Origin of the sequence: Bacillus sp. JJ1562, from assembly GCF_036962705.1 — a bacterium.
GTDB lineage: Bacteria > Bacillota > Bacilli > Bacillales > Bacillaceae_L > Ferdinandcohnia.
Map to the genome: position 1 here is coordinate 18212 of NZ_JBALOQ010000002.1, position 21435 is coordinate 39646.

The 21435-nt window shown below is 38.7% G+C and carries 18 protein-coding genes, 1 pseudogene and 1 riboswitch; of the genes and pseudogenes, 16 read left to right on the plus strand and 3 right to left on the minus strand.

Going from position 1 to position 21435, the window contains the following annotated elements; all coding sequences use genetic code 11:
* Nucleotides 1–148 precede the first annotated feature (148 nt).
* The 3 genes from licT to V7097_RS00180 all read left to right on the plus strand — a co-directional run bounded on the left by licT (nucleotide 149) and on the right by V7097_RS00180 (nucleotide 3078).
* Complete coding sequence (licT, locus tag V7097_RS00170; protein WP_335701565.1) at nucleotides 149–1000, plus strand: BglG family transcription antiterminator LicT; 852 nt, start codon at nucleotides 149–151, stop codon at nucleotides 998–1000.
* A gap of 18 nt (nucleotides 1001–1018) precedes the next feature.
* Entirely contained in the window at nucleotides 1019–2068 is a 1050-nt protein-coding gene (locus V7097_RS00175) for a lactonase family protein (protein WP_335701566.1), read from the plus strand.
* 299 nt (nucleotides 2069–2367) lie between these two features.
* Nucleotides 2368–3078 carry a GntR family transcriptional regulator gene (locus V7097_RS00180; protein ID WP_335701567.1) on the plus strand — a complete coding sequence of 237 codons (711 nt, stop codon included), beginning with the start codon at nucleotides 2368–2370 and terminating at the stop codon, nucleotides 3076–3078.
* A 44-nt stretch (nucleotides 3079–3122) separates the two neighbouring features.
* Here V7097_RS00180 and V7097_RS00185 read toward each other — a convergent pair whose 3' ends face one another.
* Nucleotides 3123–4103, minus strand: coding sequence for a LysM peptidoglycan-binding domain-containing protein (locus V7097_RS00185; protein ID WP_335701568.1), 981 nt, complete (start codon nucleotides 4101–4103; stop codon nucleotides 3123–3125).
* Nucleotides 4104–4300: 197 nt separating this feature from the next.
* On the opposite strand from V7097_RS00185, the pseudogene ftsZ reads away from it, so the two are divergent.
* Nucleotides 4301–5251: pseudogene (ftsZ, locus tag V7097_RS00190) on the plus strand (cell division protein FtsZ); the annotation flags it as partial.
* Nucleotides 5252–5363: 112 nt separating this feature from the next.
* Here the strand turns inward: ftsZ and V7097_RS00195 are convergent.
* Nucleotides 5364–6281, minus strand: a complete 918-nt coding sequence (locus V7097_RS00195; RefSeq protein WP_335701569.1) for an aldo/keto reductase — start codon at nucleotides 6279–6281, stop codon at nucleotides 5364–5366.
* A gap of 102 nt (nucleotides 6282–6383) precedes the next feature.
* Between V7097_RS00195 and V7097_RS00200 the strand changes: the two genes are divergently transcribed.
* Complete coding sequence (locus V7097_RS00200) at nucleotides 6384–6533, plus strand: hypothetical protein (RefSeq protein WP_335701570.1); 150 nt, start codon at nucleotides 6384–6386, stop codon at nucleotides 6531–6533.
* 47 nt (nucleotides 6534–6580) lie between these two features.
* Here V7097_RS00200 and V7097_RS00205 read toward each other — a convergent pair whose 3' ends face one another.
* Nucleotides 6581–7084 (minus strand): DoxX family membrane protein, encoded by a 504-nt coding sequence (locus tag V7097_RS00205; RefSeq protein ID WP_335701571.1) that lies wholly within the window; start codon nucleotides 7082–7084, stop codon nucleotides 6581–6583.
* Nucleotides 7085–7432: 348 nt separating this feature from the next.
* A riboswitch (SAM riboswitch) is annotated at nucleotides 7433–7542 on the plus strand.
* A 125-nt stretch (nucleotides 7543–7667) separates the two neighbouring features.
* On the opposite strand from V7097_RS00205, the gene V7097_RS00210 reads away from it, so the two are divergent.
* The 11 genes from V7097_RS00210 to V7097_RS00260 all read left to right on the plus strand — a co-directional run bounded on the left by V7097_RS00210 (nucleotide 7668) and on the right by V7097_RS00260 (nucleotide 21359).
* Complete coding sequence (locus tag V7097_RS00210; RefSeq protein ID WP_335701572.1) at nucleotides 7668–8663, plus strand: aliphatic sulfonate ABC transporter substrate-binding protein; 996 nt, start codon at nucleotides 7668–7670, stop codon at nucleotides 8661–8663.
* A 48-nt stretch (nucleotides 8664–8711) separates the two neighbouring features.
* Nucleotides 8712–9542 carry an ABC transporter permease gene (locus V7097_RS00215; protein WP_335701573.1) on the plus strand — a complete coding sequence of 277 codons (831 nt, stop codon included), beginning with the start codon at nucleotides 8712–8714 and terminating at the stop codon, nucleotides 9540–9542.
* An 18-nt stretch (nucleotides 9543–9560) separates the two neighbouring features.
* On the plus strand, nucleotides 9561–10274 hold the full coding sequence (locus tag V7097_RS00220; protein ID WP_335701574.1) for an ABC transporter ATP-binding protein: 714 nt from the start codon (nucleotides 9561–9563) through the stop codon (nucleotides 10272–10274).
* Between the two features lie 148 nt (nucleotides 10275–10422).
* Nucleotides 10423–12138 carry an acetate--CoA ligase gene (gene acsA, locus V7097_RS00225; protein WP_335701575.1) on the plus strand — a complete coding sequence of 572 codons (1716 nt, stop codon included), beginning with the start codon at nucleotides 10423–10425 and terminating at the stop codon, nucleotides 12136–12138.
* Nucleotides 12139–12282: 144 nt separating this feature from the next.
* Complete coding sequence (locus V7097_RS00230; RefSeq protein ID WP_335701576.1) at nucleotides 12283–13038, plus strand: NRDE family protein; 756 nt, start codon at nucleotides 12283–12285, stop codon at nucleotides 13036–13038.
* A gap of 251 nt (nucleotides 13039–13289) precedes the next feature.
* Entirely contained in the window at nucleotides 13290–14471 is a 1182-nt protein-coding gene (locus V7097_RS00235) for a carboxylate--amine ligase (protein ID WP_335701577.1), read from the plus strand.
* A gap of 38 nt (nucleotides 14472–14509) precedes the next feature.
* Nucleotides 14510–16030 (plus strand): UDP-N-acetylmuramoyl-L-alanyl-D-glutamate--2,6-diaminopimelate ligase, encoded by a 1521-nt coding sequence (locus V7097_RS00240; protein WP_335701578.1) that lies wholly within the window; start codon nucleotides 14510–14512, stop codon nucleotides 16028–16030.
* A 6-nt stretch (nucleotides 16031–16036) separates the two neighbouring features.
* The gene (gene asnB, locus V7097_RS00245) at nucleotides 16037–17884 is read left to right on the plus strand and encodes an asparagine synthase (glutamine-hydrolyzing) (RefSeq protein ID WP_335701579.1); all 1848 of its coding nucleotides are present in this window, start codon (nucleotides 16037–16039) and stop codon (nucleotides 17882–17884) included.
* Between the two features lie 310 nt (nucleotides 17885–18194).
* Nucleotides 18195–18980, plus strand: a complete 786-nt coding sequence (locus tag V7097_RS00250) for a C39 family peptidase (RefSeq protein ID WP_335701580.1) — start codon at nucleotides 18195–18197, stop codon at nucleotides 18978–18980.
* 8 nt (nucleotides 18981–18988) lie between these two features.
* A complete protein-coding gene (locus V7097_RS00255) occupies nucleotides 18989–19696 on the plus strand; it encodes an aspartate/glutamate racemase family protein (RefSeq protein ID WP_335701581.1) in 708 nt (235 codons plus the stop codon).
* A gap of 325 nt (nucleotides 19697–20021) precedes the next feature.
* Nucleotides 20022–21359, plus strand: coding sequence for a murein hydrolase activator EnvC family protein (locus tag V7097_RS00260; RefSeq protein WP_335701582.1), 1338 nt, complete (start codon nucleotides 20022–20024; stop codon nucleotides 21357–21359).
* Nucleotides 21360–21435: the final 76 nt, after the last annotated feature.

The following is a 21435-nucleotide window of genomic DNA, read 5'->3' on the forward strand; positions in this document are numbered from 1 at the left end:
AGTTAATTATTTAAAATAATTATATGGTTTGTAACTGTACGGCCGACAAAACCTATGTTTGTGATTGAATATCAATTAAGGTATTCTTATGAGCAAATATAGGTTTTTTTATTGGGAAATTGGTTAAGGAAAGGAGCGAGGTGTAAGCATGAAAATCGAGAAGGTTTTAAATAACAATGTTGTGATGTGTATAAATGAACTAAATCAAGAAATAGTTGCTATGGGTAAGGGTTTGGCTTTCCAAAGGAAGTCAGGAGACATAATTGATGCTTCAAAAGTAGAAAAAACCTTTATACTACAAAAGCATGGGATTACTGAAAAACTTGCCAAATTACTTGAAGATACATCAGAGCTATATTTAAACATATCCTCGAAAATCTTGGATTATGCCAAAACACAGCTACCATCTAAACTCGATGACTATTTATATGTAGCCTTAACCGATCACCTTAGCTTTGCGATCAGTAGACATAAGCAGGGAATTCAATTGAAGAATGCTCTATTATGGGAAATCCGAAAATATTACAAACAGGAATTTCAGATTGCATTAAAAGCATTGGACATTATTGAAAAAGAAACAGGTATCCGGCTTGATGAAGATGAAGCAGGGTCAATTGCACTGCATTTGGTGAACGGCCAGCTCTCAGGGGATAATATGGGAGCAGCTGTACAGATTGCACAGATGGTAAATGATATTTTAAACATTGTGAAGTATCATTATAAAATGGAGCTTGATGAGACTTCTGTTAACTATGAACGATTTTTATCACATCTTCGCTTTTTTGGCATGCGGTATATGCGTAAGGAAAAACTGTCTGATTCCATTGATGACTTTTTCCATGATCAAATCAAATTAAAGTATGCCGATGCTTATACTTGCACACAAAAAATCATTACCTATTTAAAGAGACAATTTGGTTGGGAGATTTCCAAGGAAGAGGAAATTTATTTAACCGTTCATATTCATCGAGTCACGAATCGACATAACTTCATGAAATAGAAGAAAGGGGTTAATAAAATGAGCAAAATGATTGGATATGTTGGTACCTATACAAAAGGGGACAGCAAAGGGATTTATTCTTTTACATTAGATACAGAAGAGCAAAAAATACAGGACGTAAAACTTGCTGCGGAATTAGGAAATCCTACATATGTAACAGTTAGTCAGGACAATCGCTTTCTTTACTCTGTGATAAAAGATGGAGGGTCAGGTGGTGTTGTAGCCTACACTATAGATAGCCAAACAGGCGAGTTAAACCCACTAAATAACGACGTTTCAGAAGGAGCTTCTCCTTGTCATGTTAGTGTAAATAAGGAAAATAACCAAGTTTTAACGGCCAATTATCATAAAGGTACAATTGAGTTGTATTCAGTGAATAGCGAAAGTGGTAGCATTGAAGCCTCGCAATCAGTGTCTGCACACGAAGGCACAGGACCACATGAAAGACAGGAAAAACCACATACCCACTTTTCAGGATTTACTCTAGATGAAAAGTATGTGGTTGCAGTAGATTTAGGAATCGACAAACTAATAACCTATGAAGTCAATGATGGTACTTTAAAAGAGGTAAGCAGTCTTTCAGTTCGACCAGGAAGTGGACCAAGACATATTGCCTTCCATCCAAATGGCAAACATGCCTATATCATGACAGAGTTAAGCAATGAAGTCATTGCTTTATCTTATGACAGCAGTAGCGGAAGCTTTACTGAGATTCAGTACATTTCAACTATTCCTGAGGACTTTACTGAAAACAGTCAAGGAAGTGCGATTCATATTTCAAAAGATGGAAAGTTTGTATATGCTGGAAACCGTGGCCATAATAGCATTGCTGTCTTCCAAGTCAATGAAGTTACAGGTGAGCTAACACTCGTAGAAATGGCTTCTTCTGAAGGAAATTGGCCACGCGATTTTGTATTTGACCCAAGCGAGAAATTCATTGTGGGATCCAACGAAGAATCAAGCAACCTTGTCTTGTTTGCAAGGGATGAACAAACTGGAAAACTCTCTTTAATTGATTCAGACATAACCGTTCCTTTCCCAGTATGTGTGAAGTTTTTGCATATTTAACTTTATCATTTCAGCGAGAAGTCTCCTTCCTTAAAGTGCGTAAGCATTTAGGTGGGAGATGAATCGCTGTTTTTTATTATCAATTTAATAATAACAGAGGCAAAATTATTACTAATTTGATAACCTATAGGAGAGTGCCGTGTTACCCAGACGAGATAGTAAATAAAAAATGACAAGTATTTGGAAATAGGTCTATTTTATGTAAGCGTTTTAGTGTAAAATAATTATACTAGATTAATAATTTTCAAAATCTGCATGAAAACGATCATAGGTGGTATTCATTTAAAGGGGATTTTACAATGAAGTATAGTCAATTTAGACGGAATGATAGGGGAACGAGAAGAGAATATGTCTATTCCTATTTATATGAAAAAATCATAGATTTAACGCTAAAGCCAGGTATGCCGATTTCTGAAAGTGAGATTGGGGCTCAGCTTAATGTTAGCAGAACGCCGATTAGAGAAGCTCTGATGCAGCTTGCAAAGGAAGATTTAATTGAAATAAGGCCACAGATTGGAACGTTTGTATCTTTAATTGATCCGGATCATATCGAGGAATCACGATTTATGAGGAAAGCTGTTGAGCTTGCGGCTATTCGTGAGGCATCAGAAAAGCTTACACCTGAAACATTATATAAACTAGAAAAATGCTTAACGATGCAAGAAATTGCCCTCCGAGAAGAAAATGAAAAGGATTTTCTAGCATACGATGATGAATTCCATGAACTAATTTTTAAAGGGTTAGGGATGGAGCGAATTTGGCAGGGGATTGACCGAATGAATGGGCAGTATAAACGTGTTAGAATGCTTCGTTTAATTACAACAAAGGCACTGGAGTGGACGCATGTTTTGGATGAACATAGGGCCATATTAAATGCCCTAAAATGTAAGGATATTGCCGCGGCAGAGGAAATTGTAAATGAACATATTATAAAAGGAATCGCTCATTTGTATGAATTTAAGAAGGAGCAACCTGATTATTTTAAAAAAGAAAGTTTTTCGGTTTATTAAGGGGACGAAAAAACCACTCATCTTTATAGGTGAGTGGATTTGTTTTAGTCCATTTCTTTTTGAAGTTCCTCCATTTTACTGATAATGAGTGGATAGAAGTACTTCCTGGCACTTGTTGTAGAATTTCCTCCGAAAAATCCAGTTCCTGGACATGTCTTCACATTATAATCAGGCCCTTTATCCAACACTCTATCTCCATTCCGTAAATCCCACCAATGATGATATGTAATGCTGTCAATCGAAGGGGTTAGTCCAAATTTAAGGCTAAGAACTGCATTGACATAAATGATCGTATCGCGTTGTTCTTTCGTCATGACATCATGACCGATATCAAAGTTTCCAACATGTTCAATTGCAATTCCGACAGAGTTGGCCTTGCTGCCAATTGAGCCTTCCGGAACAATGTGTAGTGGCCTAGAGACAGCAACCTTCCCATCAGGAAAGGTCGTAATATTTTGGGCGATATGCTTCCAGCCCATATTGGTTTTATGATACTTTTCCATTCCTGTTAAAAGTATGAAATGGTCGGTTCTTTTAAAACGATTATAATCAGGCACCCACGTGTGATGCTGTTGGATGAGGTTTATTTTTCGTTTGATCTTCTGATTCATGAGCCAATCCTTAAACTCTTCTTTTGTCATTAAAATATGTTCACCTTGCATGTTCATCCTTTTTGGAATAATTTTAAGAAGCTGCCCTGGGACAACCTGCTCGGATGCAAGCTCATTTGATCTTTTGATTTGCTCAGGAGATGAATGAAACCTTGCAGCAATATCCTTTAAGGTATCTCCAGATGCTACTTCATAGGAAAAAGGAACCCAAAGCCTTTGCCCTACAACAAATATATCTGATTGAATCCCATTGATTATTTTTAAATCATCAACCGTGGTTTCAAATCTTTTCGCAATCCCAGGTAATGTATCACCTGCTTGAATGACATAGATATTGTCGTGGGGGTTTGCGCTAGTATTAATAGGCGAAAATAATATAATAACGCTGATTATTAAAATAATCCTAGTTCTCATGGTTTGTATCCTTTCGTCATGTATTGTTATTAGTTTGTAAAACAAATTTAATATTATGCGATTTGGGTACTTGGGTGTGGTTTCTTTTCACTTTTTATCGGATAATTATGACAGAAAGCTCAGCGCTACTACGAAGTATATATTATAAATTTGACTTCTTTTAGGGAGTTGGCAATGGGCGGTAAGGAGGAAAAATCATGCTTGAGTTTGAACCATACATAGATCAATTTGCAAGAATAAAAGTAGTAGGTGTTGGCGGCGGAGGAAATAATGCTGTCAATCGAATGATTGAAGCAGGGGTAGAAGGTGTAGAATTCATTGCGGTGAATACGGATGGACAAGCCCTTAATCAATCAAGAGCAGAGATCACCATTCAAATCGGCGCATCGTTAACCCGCGGACTTGGAGCAGGTGCCGATCCACAAATTGGGATGAGAGCCGTTGAAGAGAGTGAAAAAGAAATCGAAGAAGCATTAAGGGGAGCGGATATGGTCTTTGTTACTGCTGGAATGGGCGGCGGCACTGGAACCGGAGCAGCTCCGGAAATTGCAAGAATCGCAAAGAAGCTGGGCTCGTTAACAATTGGTGTTGTAACAAGACCATTTCGATTTGAAGGCCGTAAGCGTGGGGTCAATGCAGATGCTGGTATTGACGCGATGAAGGAAGCAGTGGACACGTTAATTATTATTCCAAATGAAAAATTATTAGAGATTGTCGATAAACGTACTCCGATGATTGAAGCATTCCGAGAAGCGGATAATGTTCTTCTACGTGGGGTCCAAGGGATTTCTGATTTAATTGCTGTACCTGGTTTAATAAATCTTGATTTTGCCGATGTAAAAACAGTTATGTCTCATAGAGGAACAGCTTTAATGGGGATTGGAATGGCAAAAGGGGATGGGCGTGCAGTTGAGGCAGCTCATAAAGCAATCAATAGTCCACTACTTGAAACATCCATTAGTGGAGCGCGTGGTGTGATATTAAATATCACAGGCGGAAGAAATTTAAGTCTATTTGAAATTCAGGAAGCAGCAGACGTGATTTCATCAGCAACACATGAGGATTTAAACATGATCTTTGGATCGGTTATTAATGACAATTTGAAGGATGAAATAATTGTGACCGTAATTGCTACAGGATTTACAGAAAATTAAAGGAAAGAGGCACCCTTTGGGGATGCCTCTTTGCTTTTGTCTAGCTCCAGGCGCTACATCGGCTCGGGGTCACAAGCCAATAGATGGGCGCCTTGAGCTTTTCTAATTAAGGAAGTAGGTAGCCAGCAGCTTGAAAAATGCTGTACCAATCTTCACGGGTTAACTGAACTTCGCTTGCTTTTACAGAGTCTTTTAAGCGTTCTATATTCATAGTTCCGATAATTGGCTGCATGTTGGCCGGATGACGTAATAGCCATGCAATCGCAATCGTTGTATTGGATACCCCATATTTTTCTGCGATTTCGTCAATTTTTTGATTTAATTCAGGGCATTTTTCATTGCCAAGAAATGGCCCTTCAAAATAACCATATTGGAATGGCGACCAAGGTTGAATCGTAATGTCATGTAGACGGCAATAATCAAGCACATCTCCATCACGGTTTATGGAGGAGTCGACTTGCATGTTCACAGTGACGCCATTTGCAATCATATGGGCATTTGGGATGCTTAATTGGAGTTGATTCGCAACAATTGGCTGCTTCACATATTTTTTAAGTAACTGGATTTGCATAGGCTTTTGATTAGAAACTCCAAAATGACGAACCTTTCCAGAAGACTCTAATTGGTCAAATGCTTCTGCAACCTCTTCTGGCTCAACAAGGGCATCAGGACGGTGTAAAAGTAAGACATCAAGATAATCCGTATTGAGTCGTTTTAAAATTCCATCAACAGAATTAAGGATATGCTCCTTTGAAAAATCAAACATTCCTTTTCGAATGCCACATTTGGATTGAAGAATGATTTTTTCTCTCACATCATCATTCATATGTATCGCATCTGCAAAGATTTCCTCACAAGCACCTTTTCCGTATATATCGGCGTGATCAAAGAAGTTTGCTCCCATTTCTATAGCTGTTTGAACAAACTTTTCTGCTTCAGGCTTTTCCAAAGAATTAATCCTCATACAGCCTACTGCAACAACTGGTACCTCAAGTGAACTAGTTCCTAGTTTTATTTTTCGCATGTTTTACTTACCTCCAATTTTAGAACTGCTGTTACTGTCTCCACTATCTAGTCTACATATTTCGATATTGAAAGGAAAGCCTAGAAAAAAGGGGGTTTTGTAATGAAACGGATGTTACTGCTGTTACTATTGTCGTTCCCGATGTTTTTCTTGATGGGTTGCGGAGATGATGAAATGCCTGAAGAAGGCGAAGACATCGAGGAAATCGAAGAAGAGGATGAAATTGGTGACGGCGAAATTGATGACGAATAGAATACAAAAAAGTGTTCCTCCTGGATTAGGAGGAACACTCTTATTAGTTACGCAACGTTTGCTGCTGTTTTTGTTGCTTTTTTCTCGTTGAATCGTTTTGTAAGGTAAGGTACTGCGAATCTGTCTACACCGTAGTAGTAAGTTGCAGCGCCTGCGAATAGGAGAATAACCGTTACTGTGTACAGTACTGGGTTTGTGCTTACAGTTCCAGCAAGTAAGAAGTTAAGGTTCATGAATCCTGCTGCAAGTAACGCTGGGATAGTAGCAGCACCTACAATTAATCCAAGACCTACTAGGAATTCGCCCCAAGGAATAAGCACGTTGATTATTTCAACATTTGGTAGGGCAAAGCCTTCAAGGAATGTTGCGTACCAGCCTGCTACCGCGGGATGTTCACCACCTGCTTTAGCCAATGCGCCTTGTAGGAAACCGCCTGCGTCAAATCCTCCAGTAATTTTATGAAAACCAGCTTCAATCCACTGAATACCTAACCAAATTCGTAATACTGTCCAAATAACTGCCATTTTAGGTCCTTTTAAGAATGTTCTCATTCTAATCTCCCCTTATAATTGATTTGTGAAACTCTTCACAAGTTGTTGTAAAAAAATATGAGTGCTTAGCTGCCAGCTTTTGTGTAGTTTGTTTGTGAAGTTTTTCACTAACTTTCTACACTCTTAATATACAATGGATTTCTGGTAAAAGCAATAGGCTTCACAAATCAGACACAATATATTTTTACGTCTTTTTTTTGCTTAGAATACATAGGTATAGGGATACGATTTGGATTCAAAATAATATTCCAATTAGGTAAAATATTTAAAAAAGTGTTTGACTTTAGATTTTTCACATACTATAATCCTTTTATAAAGCAAAACAGGAACGTATTAATTTAATAAAGACTCTTATCCAGAGCGGTGGAGGGACATGGCCCTACGAAACCCGGCAACCTTCAAGATTATTCTTGAAAAGGTGCTAATTCCAACAGGTATAAATACCTGAGAGATAAGAGGAGGAAAAAAGCCCTCTTCTTATTGAAGAGGGCTTTTTCTATCGCTTAAAAGATGAAGGTTTGGAATTACATTAGTATAATCTTGAGTTTTTCTATAAAAATACTGAGTGAAGAGGAGACGAGATATGAAAAACATAGGTACATTTCTTATTGCAGCACTGATTTTAATTGGGATTGTCGGTTGTTCCGATAGCACAGGTAAAGCTAGCCAAGGGAACAAAAAACCAGAAAAAATTACATTAGATTATGCCTTTTACTCTCCAACTAGTCTTGTGTTAAAAGAATTTGGTTGGGCAGAGGAAGCATTCAAGGAAGAAGGAATTAAGGTTGAGTTTGTTCTTAGCCAGGGAAGTAATAAAGCCCTCGAATTCTTGAACAGTGGAAGCGCTGATTTTGGTTCATCTGCAGGGGCAGCTGCTTTAATGGCAAAAGCAAACGGTGCACCGATTGAATCCGTTTATATTTATTCAAAGCCAGAGTGGACTGCACTTGTAGCGAATAAAGATTCTAAGATTCAAAGTGTAAGTGACTTAAAAGGGAAAAAGGTCGCCGCAACCATCGGGACTGACCCCTATATTTTCCTATTGCGGGCCCTAGATGAGGAAGGATTAAGTCCATCCGATGTTGAGATTGTCAATCTACAGCATGGAGATGGAGCGGGGGCTTTATCATCTGGTCAGGTAGATGCATGGTCAGGACTAGATCCTCATATGGCAAGAGTTGAATTAGAAACAGACGCGAAGCTTTTCTATCGCAATGCTGATTTTAATACGTATGGGACTTTAAATGTCCGCTCGGAATTTGCGGAAAAATACCCCGGTTACGTTGAAAAGGTCATAGAAGTTTACGAAAAGGCTCGTACTTGGGTTTTAGAAAATCCGGAAGAGGCTGCAGAAATTCTTGCAAAATCAGCAAATATTGATATTGATGTAGCACACAAGCAATTAAATGAACGCAATGATTTTTCTAATCCGGTGCCAGGGGAATCTCAAATTGAGGCATTAACGGAAGCGGGTAAGGTTCTTCAAGCACAGGATATCATCAAAAAAGACGTTGAATTGGAAAAAGTAATCGAAGAATTGATTAATCCGACGTTTGCGCAAAAAGTAATAAAACAATAAGGGGCCCATTTTTCTAAGTGGCACCCCCTCTCTAAAGGAGGAGGCAACATGAACACAAAAGGCGAAGCGTTATCAAGGCAAATTAAGGTGAAGTCGAAAACACAATTTGTTTTATCAGGAAATGTAAAGGTAGTCCTACTTGGAAGTATCATACCTGCCATTTTACTTGTGATTTGGCAGTTTTTAAGCCATATCGGTGTCCTTGAAGCGCATCTTATGCCGGCACCAACGGTCATCCTGGCGAAAATAATTGAATTCGCTGGGGATGGCAGTCTTTGGGGCCATATTGGAATTACTTTATATCGAATCTTTTTTGGTTTTCTTATTGGCGTAGTTGCAGCTGTGATATTTGGTTCATTGGTCGGCTATTTTCGAATCGCGGAAGCATTATTGGATCCAATGCTTCAAGCCTTCCGTTCGATTCCATCCCTTGCATGGGTACCCCTTTTTATCCTTTGGATGGGAATTGCTGAACCATCGAAAATTACACTAATTGCTGTTGGGGTGTTTTTTCCGGTGTATTTAAACATTGTGTCAGGCATTCAGGGGGTTGACCGAAAGCTGATTGAAGTAGGGAAAATCTACAATTTTTCAACGTTCGAGTTAATTAGAAAGGTCATTTTGCCTGCTTCTCTGCCATCCTTTTTAGTTGGGATAAGAAGTGGTTTAGGACTAGGATGGATGTTTGTAGTTGCGGCTGAATTAATGGGAGCCAGTCAAGGGATTGGGTATTTGCTCGTCGTTGGTCAAAACTCATATTCTCCTGAAACGGTCATTGCAAGCATTGTGCTGTTTGCAATTTTAGGTAAAATAACGGACTCCGTTTTGAAGAAAACAGAGGAAAAAACACTTCATTGGCAGGACAGCTTTGTGAAGTAAGCTGAAAGGATGAAAAAAATGCTAGCAGTTCATAATGTTTCACGAACCTTTTCGAACGGTACGACGGGGTTTAAAAACATCAGCTTTGAAACAAAACAAGGTGAAATCATTGGTGTGCTAGGCACGAGTGGGTGTGGAAAAAGTACCTTATTGCGCGTCTTATCTGGATTGGACCCGGATTATTCAGGTTCGGTGGAAATCAGCGGTGACACGATCAAATCTGTTCATGAAAAGGTAGGAGTTATTTTTCAAGAATCGCGTTTAATGCCATGGTTGAAAGTAATCGAAAATATCGCATTTGGTTTAAAGAATGATAGTCAGAAAAATGAAAAGGCACAAGAATATGTAAAACTAGTTGGGTTGCAGGGTTTTGAAAGTCACTATCCAAAGGATATATCCGGCGGGATGGCGCAACGTGTATCGATTGCCCGGGCGCTTATTACAGCACCAGAAGTATTGCTGTTAGATGAGCCATTTAGTGCACTTGATGCATTTACTAAAATGCAACTGCAGGATTTGTTGTTGACCATTTGGGATAAATATAAATCTACCTTGATTTTAGTTACCCATGATATCGATGAAGCCCTATATTTATGTGACCGGATTATCGTGTTAAAAGGGCAGCCTGGCGAAATCTATCAATCCATACAAATTAATGAACCAAAGCCAAGGTCCCGTGGGGATGTAAAGTTAGCAGAAATGAAGGCAGAAATACTAGCACTATTAAGTTAACTTTATTCAGCAGAAGCCCTGGCTTCTACTGAATAAAGTTAAAGCCTCCGGCGGATGCCACGATTTTTTAAAGGAATTTTTCGAGCTTGCTCGAAAAATTCGGGCGCAAATACGCCAAGGCGCATTTGATTGAAAGGGGATAGATGAATTGACAGCCACAGAATTAGATTTCATAAAACCTTTTGACGGAGACTATAATCTTCATAATTATGATAAGGTTCGCACGTCTTTTTCCTGGGAGGAAATCAAAAAGGAATTTAGTTGGTATCAAACGGGGCAAGTGAATATGGCCCATGAATGCATTGATCGACATGTAGCAGAAGGATATGGAGACAAAGTCGCCCTTCACTATGTAAATGAAGATGAGGAACAAATTTTTACGTTTAAAGATATAAAAGATAAATCGGACCACCTAGCGACAGTGTTGAAGAAGTACGGAGTGAAAAAGGGAGATATTGTGTTTATCTTTTTACCGAAAAACCCTGACTGCTATATTGCGATGATCGCAGCGGTTAAGCTAGGGGCTGTTGCAGGTCCGCTATTTGAAGCGTTCATGGAGGATGCGGTTCGGGACCGTATTTCGGATTGTGAAGGTCGATTTCTTATTACAGACTCAGAGTTGGTGAAAAGAGTTCCAAAGCAAGAATTGCCTTCATTAGAAACAGTGTTCATTACGGAGGGGCCGGAAAAGTGTGAGGAAAATGAAATCTCTCTTGTGGATGCATTAGCAGAAACTCCTAGCGAGAATAATATCATTGAATGGTTAGATCTAGAGGCTCGGCTTAACATTCATTATACGAGTGGTTCAACAGGGAAGCCAAAAGGGATTGTTCATGCACATCGAGCGATGATTCAGCAGTACCAAACGGGCAAATGGGTCCTAGATTTAAAAGAGGATGATGTTTATTGGTGTACAGCACACCCTGGTTGGGTAACGGGAACAGTGTATGGAATCTTTGCTCCTTGGCTAAATCGCGCAACAATTGTGGTCAATGGAGGTAGATTTAATGCCGATTCCTGGTATTCAACGATTGAGAAAACAGGAGTAACGGTTTGGTATAGTGCACCTACCGCATTCAGAATGCTGAAGGCTGAAGGAAATAGTGTGCTGGAAAAATACGATCTTACTTCACTACGCCATATTTTAAGTGTGGGTGAGCCGTTAAATCCTGAAGTCATTGTCTGGGGAATCGAAGCGTTAGGGAAAAGAATCCATGATACGTGGTGGATGACAGAAACAGGAGCGCAATTGATCGTGAATCTGCCATCAGAGGTTATTAAACCAGGCTCAATGGGAAGGCCTTTTCCTGGAATCGAAGTAGCTGTTCTAGACGATGATGGACATTCACTTCCTAATGGACAGATTGGCCATCTTGGCATAAAAGCGTCCTGGCCATCCATTATGAGAGAAGTATGGAAAAATGAAGAGAAATTTAACTCGTATTTTTTAAATGGTTGGTATGTATCAGGTGATTTGGCTATTTTAGATGAGGATGGATATGTGTTTTTCCAGGGACGAAGCGATGATATGATTAATTCATCTGGTGAACGCATTGGTCCATTTGAGGTTGAAAGCAAGCTAATTGAACACGAAGCAGTGGCAGAGGCAGGTGTGATTGGAAAACCTGACGAATTAAGAGGAGAAATTGTAAAGGCGTTTATCGTATTAAAGAAAGGTTATAGTCCATCAACAGATTTATTAGAAGATATTCGCGTGTTTGTTAAACAAAATCTTGCTGCCCATGCGGCGCCAAGGGAAATTGAAGTATTGGATGAACTTCCAAAGACAAAAATCAGCGGGAAAATTTTAAGAAGAGAACTAAAGGCGCGCGAACTTCAAAAACTCATCAGTATTGATATCTAAAAGTGAAACCTTGAATGAAGTAGTTTCGTCATATAAGCAGGGGTGATTGCCCTTGCTTTTTTGTATGGAAGTTTTATCTAGGCTAAGGTTTTTACGGAAACAGGAAATAAATGTTATAATTTGTGAAAAAGGGCGGTGGGTAGAATGTGTTTAATTTTGTTCGCCTATCAAGCACATCCGGTCTATAAAATAATAGTTGCTGCAAACCGGGATGAGTTTCTTCAGCGGCCAACAGCTCCGATTCACTTCTGGGAGGATGAGCCTTCTCTTCTGGCGGGAAGAGATCTTGAAAAAATGGGAACCTGGATGGGGGTCACAAAACCCGGACGTTTTGCAGCCATAACAAACTATCGAGACACAGGTGAGATTTTAGAAGGAAAACAATCGAGAGGAAAACTTGTAAAAGATGCGCTTACCTACAATGGCCAGATTGCTGAATATATGAAGCAGCTAGAAAAATCAAACGACCAGTATCCGGGCTACAATCTATTAGTCGGTGATCCGGATAATCTCTATTATTATTCAAATGTTGGAAAAAGCCTCGAAAAAGTAAAGCCGGGCATCCATGGGCTCAGCAACCATCTGCTCAATACAAAATGGCCGAAAGTAGAAAAAGGAAAAGATGGGCTTTCAAATGTCATTAAGGAAGACAATCTAGTAGAGGACCTGTTAGGTTTACTTCAGAACACAGACCGACCAAATGATAATCTTCTACCTAAAACGGGAGTATCACTTGAATTGGAACGAGTTCTTTCTTCCTTATTTATTCAAACAAATGGGTATGGGACGAGAAGTTCGACCGTATTATTAATGTCGGATACAGAAATTCAGTATGTGGAGCGAACTTTTTCTAGCTCAGGAACAAGCGATCAAAAATTTCACTTTCCGATAGAGCCTTAAAAGAATGGAACTGTGGAATAGTATATAATAGAACAATGATGATAAATCTATGGGGAAAAGTCGAAAAAGGGGAATGGAGTACGAAATTATCTATACTGTACTCTATTTTTTGTTTCTTTTTTTCAATTGTTACAGCTTGATAACAAGAGGGAATAAGGTGTATTTCATCTTGAAACACCCCTTATTCTGTGTCAATATTGTAATGTTAGACAAAGGTCAATTTAGGAAGATAATCAAGGAGTCTGGTACAAATGAACAATAAAGCAGTTGTTTTAGGAAACAATTATTATATAGGCTTAAGCACAATGAGATGTTTGGGTATAGAAGGCATACATACGGTAGCCGTCGATTATTCTTATGAAAATACGTACGGAGCGGAATCCAAATATTGTTCGGAGCGAGTAATTGCACCACATTATAAAAAGGAAACGGAACAATTTATATCCTTTTTAAAGGAATATGCAAGAAAGCAAACCGCAAAACCGGTTTTAATTCCATGTCATGACTCCTATGTAGAAGTGATAGACGAATATTTAGATGAACTAAAAGAGTTCTATCTTATCCCTCAAACGGAGCAAGGACTTTATACGAAAACGATGGATAAGGATGAATTACATAAGCTGGCCGTGGAACACGGGATGGCGGTCCCGGAAACGGTTCATCTTGGAGAAGAAAACTTTTATGAAAAAATTGAAGAAAACATTCAGTTTCCATGTTTAGTCAAGCCTACTGATTCTCCTACGTTTGTATCTATTTTCCGTAGGAAGTTATTCAAGGTTCACAATCGACAGGAATTGGATGAGGCATTACAAAAAGCAAAAGACGCAAAACAAGAAGTCATTGTCCAACGAATCATACCTGGATTTGATGACCATATGTATACATTTGACGCGTATTTAAATCAAGAAGCAAAGGTAACACACTGGATGACCTGTCAGAAATACCGTCAATACCCTATAAATTTTGGTGCATCTGTGTATACTGGACAGAAATATGTACCAGAGCTTTATGAAATCGGTTCTAAGTTTTTAGAAGCAATTGGATTTAAAGGCTTTGTAGAAATAGAATTTAAAAAGGATTCAGAAACGGGTAAGTATTACTTAATTGAACTAAATGTAAGAATAACCAACTTGAACAGTTTGTTATACAAGGTTGGGCTTAACTTCCCATATATCACATATCGTGAACTAACAGGTAATCCATTACCACCTAAAGCGATTGAACACGACACGAATCTGGTCTTTTGGTATGCGTATGAAGACTTCTACGCAATAAAGGGTTATTTAAAAACGGGTCAATTAACGAAGGCACAGGTCATTAAGTCCTTCTTTAAACCGAAGGCATATGCGATCTGGGATTGGAAGGATCCGAAGCCTGCGTTTTCATATGCCGGTATAATTTCCAAAAAGCTACTAAAGAAAATTAAGAAATAATGCGGGTAAGTTAAGGTCATTAATTGGAGTGGATAACAATGCATTTAAAATCAATTTTAAGTAATCTGGATTATACCGAAATAAAGGGAAGTCTTGAGGTAGATGTGACCTCCATTGCTTTTGATTCTAGGGAAGTAACAATGAACGGTGTTTTTGTTGCCATATCAGGATTCACAGTTGATGGTCATGACTATATTGAAAAAGCCATTAAAAAAGGTGCATCTGTCATTATTGTTGAGAGAGATATTTGGCTTGAGGATTATGTGACAATCATCAAGGTTTCGGATACAAGATTAGCGTTAGCTAGAATTGCTGCAAACTTTTACGATAATCCAACTGAAAAATTAAATCTTATTGGGATTACAGGAACGAATGGTAAAACATCTACAACCTATTTTGTTAAATCTATCTTCGAACAGGCAAAAAAATCCATTGGTCTGATAGGAACAATGGGTACTATAATAAACAATAGGCATTTTGAAAATAAAAATACGACTCCTGAATCATTAAATTTACAGGGGATATTTTCAAAGATGGTAGATGAAGGTATTGATGATTGCATAATGGAAGTTTCCTCTCATGCGCTAGACTTAAATCGTGTAGCCTATAGCAATTTTAATACGGCCATCTTTACGAATTTAACGCCCGATCACTTAGAGCTTCATAAAAACATGGAAGAGTATTTTAACGCAAAGGCTAAGCTTTTTGATTTAGCCCAAGATCATTTAATTATTAATGTAGACGATTCATATGGAAGAAGACTAATGGATAGGGTAAAAGACTCGAATAAATCCATTATTACGTATGGTATCAATCAGAAAGCAGACATATACCCAACCGATCTTCATTTTTATGCAGACTACAGCACTTTTCAATTAAATACGCCAACTGGTTCAATAGGTATAAAAGTAAATATACCAGGTGTCATTTATGTGTATAATAGTTTAGCAGCTATCGCTTGTGCATACACCAATCATATTTCATTGGAAGATATTCAAGAAGGAATGGATGCTGTTAAGGGAATAAGAGGAAGGCTTGAGGTCATCTACCAAGATAAAGGTAGAAAGGTTGTCGTTGATTTTGCTCACACAGAAGATAGTTTAGAAAAAGCACTCTCAACTTTAAGGCCTTATACGAAAGGTAGACTCATTGTGGTCTTTGGTGTTTATGCAGCACCCGGAAAAGATGGTAGTGATAAAAGAAGTGCGATGGGGAAAGTTGCAGCCACATATGCAGATTTATCGATTGTGACCTCTGATAATCCGAAGGAGCAGGATCCTAATTTAATTGTGAAAGAAATAGTAGAATCCATGAATGAGGTTAATGGGCAATATCATGTAGAAATAGATCGTCGAGAAGCGATTAAATATGCAATTGAAAACAGTCAAGACGGGGATGTTATCCTTCTTGCAGGAAAAGGCCATGAAACTGCACAGGTAATTGGCAATCAGGAAATTCCGTTTAATGAAAAAGAGATTGTGAAGGAACTAATAGCTAATGAACGGAAAAACAAACTCAAATTACAGTCAACTAGAAAATTTATAAAAATAAAAAGGTGATAAACTATGTGTGGCTTCGTTGGTTTTGCTGACTCAAAACTTGAAATAGATAAAGTACAAGTAATAAATGATATGATGGACACGATTATTCATAGAGGTCCTGATAGTGGTAACTATTTTTCAGACGATCATGCAACCTTAGGCTTTCGCCGCCTAAGCATCATTGATTTATCTGATGAAGGAAGCCAGCCGATGCTCAATGAAGATGGTAGCTGTGTCTTAGTTTTCAATGGTGAAATCTACAATTATCAAGAGCTTCGTGAGGATTTGATTGAAAAAGGCCATATTTTCAAATCCGGTTCTGACAGTGAAGTTGTTATCCATGCTTATGAAGAATATGGGGTTGACCTTTTACAAAAGGTCCGCGGGATGTTTGCATTTGCGATTTGGGATAAAAACAATGAATCGATGTTTTTTGCACGTGATATCTTTGGGATTAAGCCTTTATACTATACCCAAAATACAACAGATAACTCTCTTATTTTCGGCTCTGAAATCAAGTCGTTTTTAAAACAGCCAGCTTTTAAGAAGGAGCTAAATAAAGATGCGATTAAGCCTTATTTAACCTTCCAATATTCAGTGCTCGATGAGACATTCTTCAAAGGTGTTTATAAATTAAAGCCTGGTCATTACATGCTCTATAAAAAAGGGAATATTGAAATCAAGCCTTATTGGGATATTGATTTTAATGCCGAAGATAAAGGGCTGGACCACTATATTGAAGAAATTAACAATACCTTAAAGGAATCTGTGAAATACCATAAAATTAGTGATGTAAAGGTTGGTTCCTTCCTTTCAGGTGGTGTTGATTCAAGTTATATCACGGCTTTATTAATGCCAAATAAAACATTTTCTGTAGGATTCCAGGATTATGAGGGAATCTTCAATGAAACAAACTTAGCCAAGGATCTATCCGATATCCTTGAAATTGAAAACTATAAAGAACTGATGACGGCAGAGCAGGCCTTTGACATGCTGCCTACGATCCAATATCACATGGATGAGCCACAATCAAACCTATCATCCGTTCCATTGTACTTTTTATCGAAATTAGCAAGTGAACATGTAACGGTTGTTCTTTCTGGTGAAGGTGCAGATGAAATCTTTGGTGGATATGTCTGGTACCAAAGTTCTGGAAAGCTAGAAAAATACGAAAAGATTCCATTTGGGATCCGTCGTATGATTTCTGGGATTAGTGCTGCACTGCCAAAAAACAAAATCACAAACTTCCTTGTAAAGGGTGGCCAACCGGTAGAGGAAAAATTCATTGGCCAAGCGAGAATTTTTGAGGAAGAGGACGCTCGCAAGGTTTTAAAAGATGATTATCAAAAAGGCCCTTCCATACAAAGTATTACGAAAAAAGTGTATGATAAGGTTAAAGGAAAAGATGATGTAACAAAAATGCAGTATCTTGACCTCAAACTTTGGTTACCAGGAGATATCCTCCTTAAAGCAGACAAAATGAGTATGGCTCACTCTATTGAATTACGGGTACCATTTTTAGATAAAGAAGTTATGTCAATGGCTTCTAACATCCCTACTAATTTACGAGTGAACGACATTGATACAAAATATGCTCTTCGTGCTGCATCTAAAAAGGTGCTGCCAGAGGAATGGGCTAATCGTGAAAAGGTTGGATTCCCAGTTCCAATGAGACACTGGCTTCGCGAAGAGAAATACTATAAGATCGTAAAAGAAATGTTCGAGTCTGATATTGCAAAAGAATTCTTCCAAACAGATGAGCTTATGAAATACCTTGATGACCATTACCATGGAAGACATAACTATGCAAGAAACATCTATACGGTCTATGTATTCCTTGTATGGTATAAGAAATTTTTCATTGAGTTATAAAATTTGTTTTTCCACATATACATGGTTTCTAGTGGTTTTCTAACTTTATTCAGTAGATGTCCTCTACTGGTATAGTTTGGGGAAGAAAGCAAAGAGTATAAATTTGCGTGGTGGTTCATAACACCGGCTGAATAAAGTTAAGCCTCCGGCGGATGCCACAGATTTTCAAAGGAAGCTTATCGGGCTTAGGATCAAAGACTAAGAACGCCATGTCCTGTGGCAACGTCTTTGTGACCCACATCGTGTGGGCCTTAAAAATCTTGGCGCAAATACGCCAAGGCGTATTTGTTTCAAAAAGGGGCAGATAGAAGTGAAAAAAATAGTAAGTGGTCTATTATTTTTGAACCTCATATGTGTCATTTATTTATTAATGAATGTTGAAACCGTTAAGGGAATTACTAAAAGTGTACTTTCTGGAACAAATGGAGCGTTTTCTGAGCACTCAACTGTGTATGCCCAGGAAACCAATCCATATCGTGAAGTAACGAACGGTAAAATTGAAGTATTTATTCCAGTTGAAAAGGTACTCCAGTTACCCGAGTTGCCAAATGGCTGTGAAATTACATCGTTAACCTCGATATTAAATTTCCATGGCTATCATGTAACCAAATTAGACATGGCTGACAATTATTTGCAGAAGGAGCCCTTTACAACAATCAACAACGTATTGTATGGGCCAGATCCACATAAGGCATATGCGGGAAACCCAAGGCAGTGGAGTGGATTCTTTTCCTATGCACCTCCGATTGTACAAGCGGCTAAAACGTACTTAGGCGAGGTAGGAGCTGAATTAGAACCTGTAGACTTAAGTGGGAGTTCTCGTGAGGAAATCATGATGGAGCTTGAAGAGGGTAACCCAGTAGTGGTTTGGGTAACTTTAGATTTAAGTGAGAAGAAAGTGAATTATTCTTGGAATATTCATGACACTAATACAAAATTCGATGCGCCGACAAACTTACATTCAGTTGTCCTAAATGGCTATGTAGGCGATACGGTGCACGTAATGGACCCATTGCAGGGACAAATCATATATGATGCAGATGCCTTTTTTGCAAGCTATGAGGACTTAGGGAGTCATGCAATGACAGTGAAGTAGGTGAAAACATGGAACAAAAAACATTAGGTGTTATCGGTGGCATGGGCCCAAAAGCAACCTCTGTTTTCTTTGATAAAATTGTCAACCAAACAGAGGCTCATAAGGACCAAGACCATCTTAATATGGTTGTTCTTAATCATGCAACTCTTCCGGACCGAACCCATGCAATCCTTACAAATACAGGTGAAACGTTTATAGATGCCATTAAAAGTGATTTTAAACTGCTTGAAGCAGCAGGGGTTGCAAACATTGCCATTCCTTGTAACACATCTCATTATTTTTACGATGAGCTGCAAAAGATGACAAAGATCCCGATTATCAATATGGTTGAAGAAACGATTAAGGATATCCATGATATGTATGGGGAGGGTGCAAGGATTGGAATTCTTGCTACAAACGGGACGATACGCAGTGGAATCTATGCGGATGTTTGTACAAAGTATAAGCTTGAACTATTAACCCCGAATGACTCCTTACAAGGAAAGGTCATGGACATCATTTATAACAATGTCAAAAGTGACCTCGATGTTGATTCTAGTGAACTTGAAGAGTTAATCATGCATCTTGTAGAAAAAGAAAAGTGTAAAATGGTCATTTTGGCATGTACGGAATTATCCTGCATCAAATTAGGTGATGAAGCCGCAAAGCATAGTATTGACGCGATGAATGTATTAGTTGAGAGATCCATTTTACGTTCAGGCAAACGCCTAAAATAATGTGTAGGGAAATAGGAAATTAAGCTCATCTACTTAGGTGAGTTTTTTTGTGCTATACTTCGACAAGTGGTAGTGATGCTTGTCGAAAGTTCTAGCTTTCACAGGTCTTACGGTTTGTCGAAAAATCTTTAAGAAACCCGGTATTTTCAATAGATTATGAAATGAAATTGTAATATTACTTTGACGTTTTAAGACAATTTTTTATGTTATAATACAAAACATGAGAATATGTAGCAAAATATGATATTTATGGTGGGAAATGAATGTTTTTTCTATCCATTGAAAATGATAGATTGCTAGGTTGGTAGAAGGGAGATGCTATCGGTTGAAAGGAAAACTCCTTATGATCGGAATAGGTATATCAATAGGACTCGGAAGTTTATTGACGGCAATGCCTAATCCTGCATTAGCGACTCAGAAAAATGAAGAGCTTGAGAATGAGAAAAAAGAAGTACAGGAAAAGAAATCTGAGCTAGATTCTGAAATCATTCAAAAAGAAGATGCTATCGGTGAAATCAAAAAGCAAAAAGTCGGTGTTGAACAAGAAATTAAACGACTTGATGTTGCGGTAGGTGATACACGTGGCAAAATTGATGGCACAAAAGCACAAATCCAAGAAACGAAGGATGAAATTGAGCGCCTTGAAGCGGAAATGAAAGTACTTGAGGAACGAATCCACAAGCGGGACGAGCTTATCAAAGAACGTATGCGTAGCCTCCAGCAAAGCGGTGGAGTGGTTAGTTATGTGGATGTGTTACTAGGTGCTAAAAGCTTTAATGACTTCATCAACCGGGTTAGTGCAGTATCTACATTTGTACAAGCTGACCGTGAAATCATGAAAGAACATGAAGCAGACATTACACAACTCGAAGAAAATAAAGGTGAGGTAAAAACCTTACTTGTTCAGCAGGAAGAACAGCTGAAGGAACTTGATCGATTAGAGGTCCAGCTACAAGCTCAAATTCAAGAACAAAATAAAGTAATGGCTCAGTTAGAGGTCGAGGAGCAAAAGATGCATGAGGAGCTCCATGCATTAGAGGATGTCGGAGAATTATTAGCCGCTCAGGAAAAGGCGATTCAGATGGAAATCGATGCTTGGAACAAAAGACAAGCAGAGCTTGAGGAGCAGCGAAGAAAAGCTGAAGAAGAACGGCAAAGAGCTGAAGAGGAACGGAAAAAGGCTGAAGCTGAAGGAAGAACACCGCCTCCATTACCCCAAACACCACCGCCTGTTATAAACAATGGAGGGTTTATTAACCCAACTACAGGACGGGTCACATCCGAATTTGGAATGCGTTGGGGAAGCATGCATTTCGGGATTGATATTGGTAAAGGCGGTCGACCAGGAAACATTCCAATTTATGCGTCAGCAGGCGGTACTGTTACGCGCTCACGCCTTGAAAGCAGCTATGGAAATGTCATCATGATTACCCACTATATCAATGGGCGTCAAATGACTACTGTGTATGCACATTTAGATCAACGTTTTGTTGGTCAGTATGACCGAGTGGAACAAGGTCAATTGATCGGCTACATGGGGAATACAGGCCACTCAACCGGTCCACATCTTCATTTTGAAATCTATAACGGACCGTATAGTCCAACTCAATACAGTGGTGGACACTCAAATGCAGTGAACCCACGTCAATATGTGTCATTTTGATAATAGAAGCGCCCGACTGATGATGGTCGGGCGCTTTTTAAAACAAAAAACCCACATTTCGAATGTGGGTTTACAA

What these genes read in the sequence shown, in the direction of transcription:
- V7097_RS00200 (WP_335701570.1), top strand. Translation starts at nt 6,384, where the DNA reads ATGAAACGGATGTTACTGCTGTTACTATTGTCGTTCCCGATGTTTTTC.
- V7097_RS00220 (WP_335701574.1), top strand. Translation starts at nt 9,561, where the DNA reads ATGCTAGCAGTTCATAATGTTTCACGAACCTTTTCGAACGGTACGACG.
- V7097_RS00180 (WP_335701567.1), top strand. Translation starts at nt 2,368, where the DNA reads ATGAAGTATAGTCAATTTAGACGGAATGATAGGGGAACGAGAAGAGAA.
- asnB (WP_335701579.1), top strand. Translation starts at nt 16,037, where the DNA reads ATGTGTGGCTTCGTTGGTTTTGCTGACTCAAAACTTGAAATAGATAAA.
- V7097_RS00175 (WP_335701566.1), top strand. Translation starts at nt 1,019, where the DNA reads ATGAGCAAAATGATTGGATATGTTGGTACCTATACAAAAGGGGACAGC.
- V7097_RS00235 (WP_335701577.1), top strand. Translation starts at nt 13,290, where the DNA reads ATGAACAATAAAGCAGTTGTTTTAGGAAACAATTATTATATAGGCTTA.
- V7097_RS00240 (WP_335701578.1), top strand. Translation starts at nt 14,510, where the DNA reads ATGCATTTAAAATCAATTTTAAGTAATCTGGATTATACCGAAATAAAG.
- V7097_RS00215 (WP_335701573.1), top strand. Translation starts at nt 8,712, where the DNA reads ATGAACACAAAAGGCGAAGCGTTATCAAGGCAAATTAAGGTGAAGTCG.
- V7097_RS00255 (WP_335701581.1), top strand. Translation starts at nt 18,989, where the DNA reads ATGGAACAAAAAACATTAGGTGTTATCGGTGGCATGGGCCCAAAAGCA.
- V7097_RS00195 (WP_335701569.1), bottom strand. Translation starts at nt 6,281, where the DNA reads ATGCGAAAAATAAAACTAGGAACTAGTTCACTTGAGGTACCAGTTGTT.
- V7097_RS00185 (WP_335701568.1), bottom strand. Translation starts at nt 4,103, where the DNA reads ATGAGAACTAGGATTATTTTAATAATCAGCGTTATTATATTATTTTCG.
- licT (WP_335701565.1), top strand. Translation starts at nt 149, where the DNA reads ATGAAAATCGAGAAGGTTTTAAATAACAATGTTGTGATGTGTATAAAT.
- V7097_RS00230 (WP_335701576.1), top strand. Translation starts at nt 12,283, where the DNA reads ATGTGTTTAATTTTGTTCGCCTATCAAGCACATCCGGTCTATAAAATA.
- V7097_RS00205 (WP_335701571.1), bottom strand. Translation starts at nt 7,084, where the DNA reads ATGAGAACATTCTTAAAAGGACCTAAAATGGCAGTTATTTGGACAGTA.
- V7097_RS00210 (WP_335701572.1), top strand. Translation starts at nt 7,668, where the DNA reads ATGAAAAACATAGGTACATTTCTTATTGCAGCACTGATTTTAATTGGG.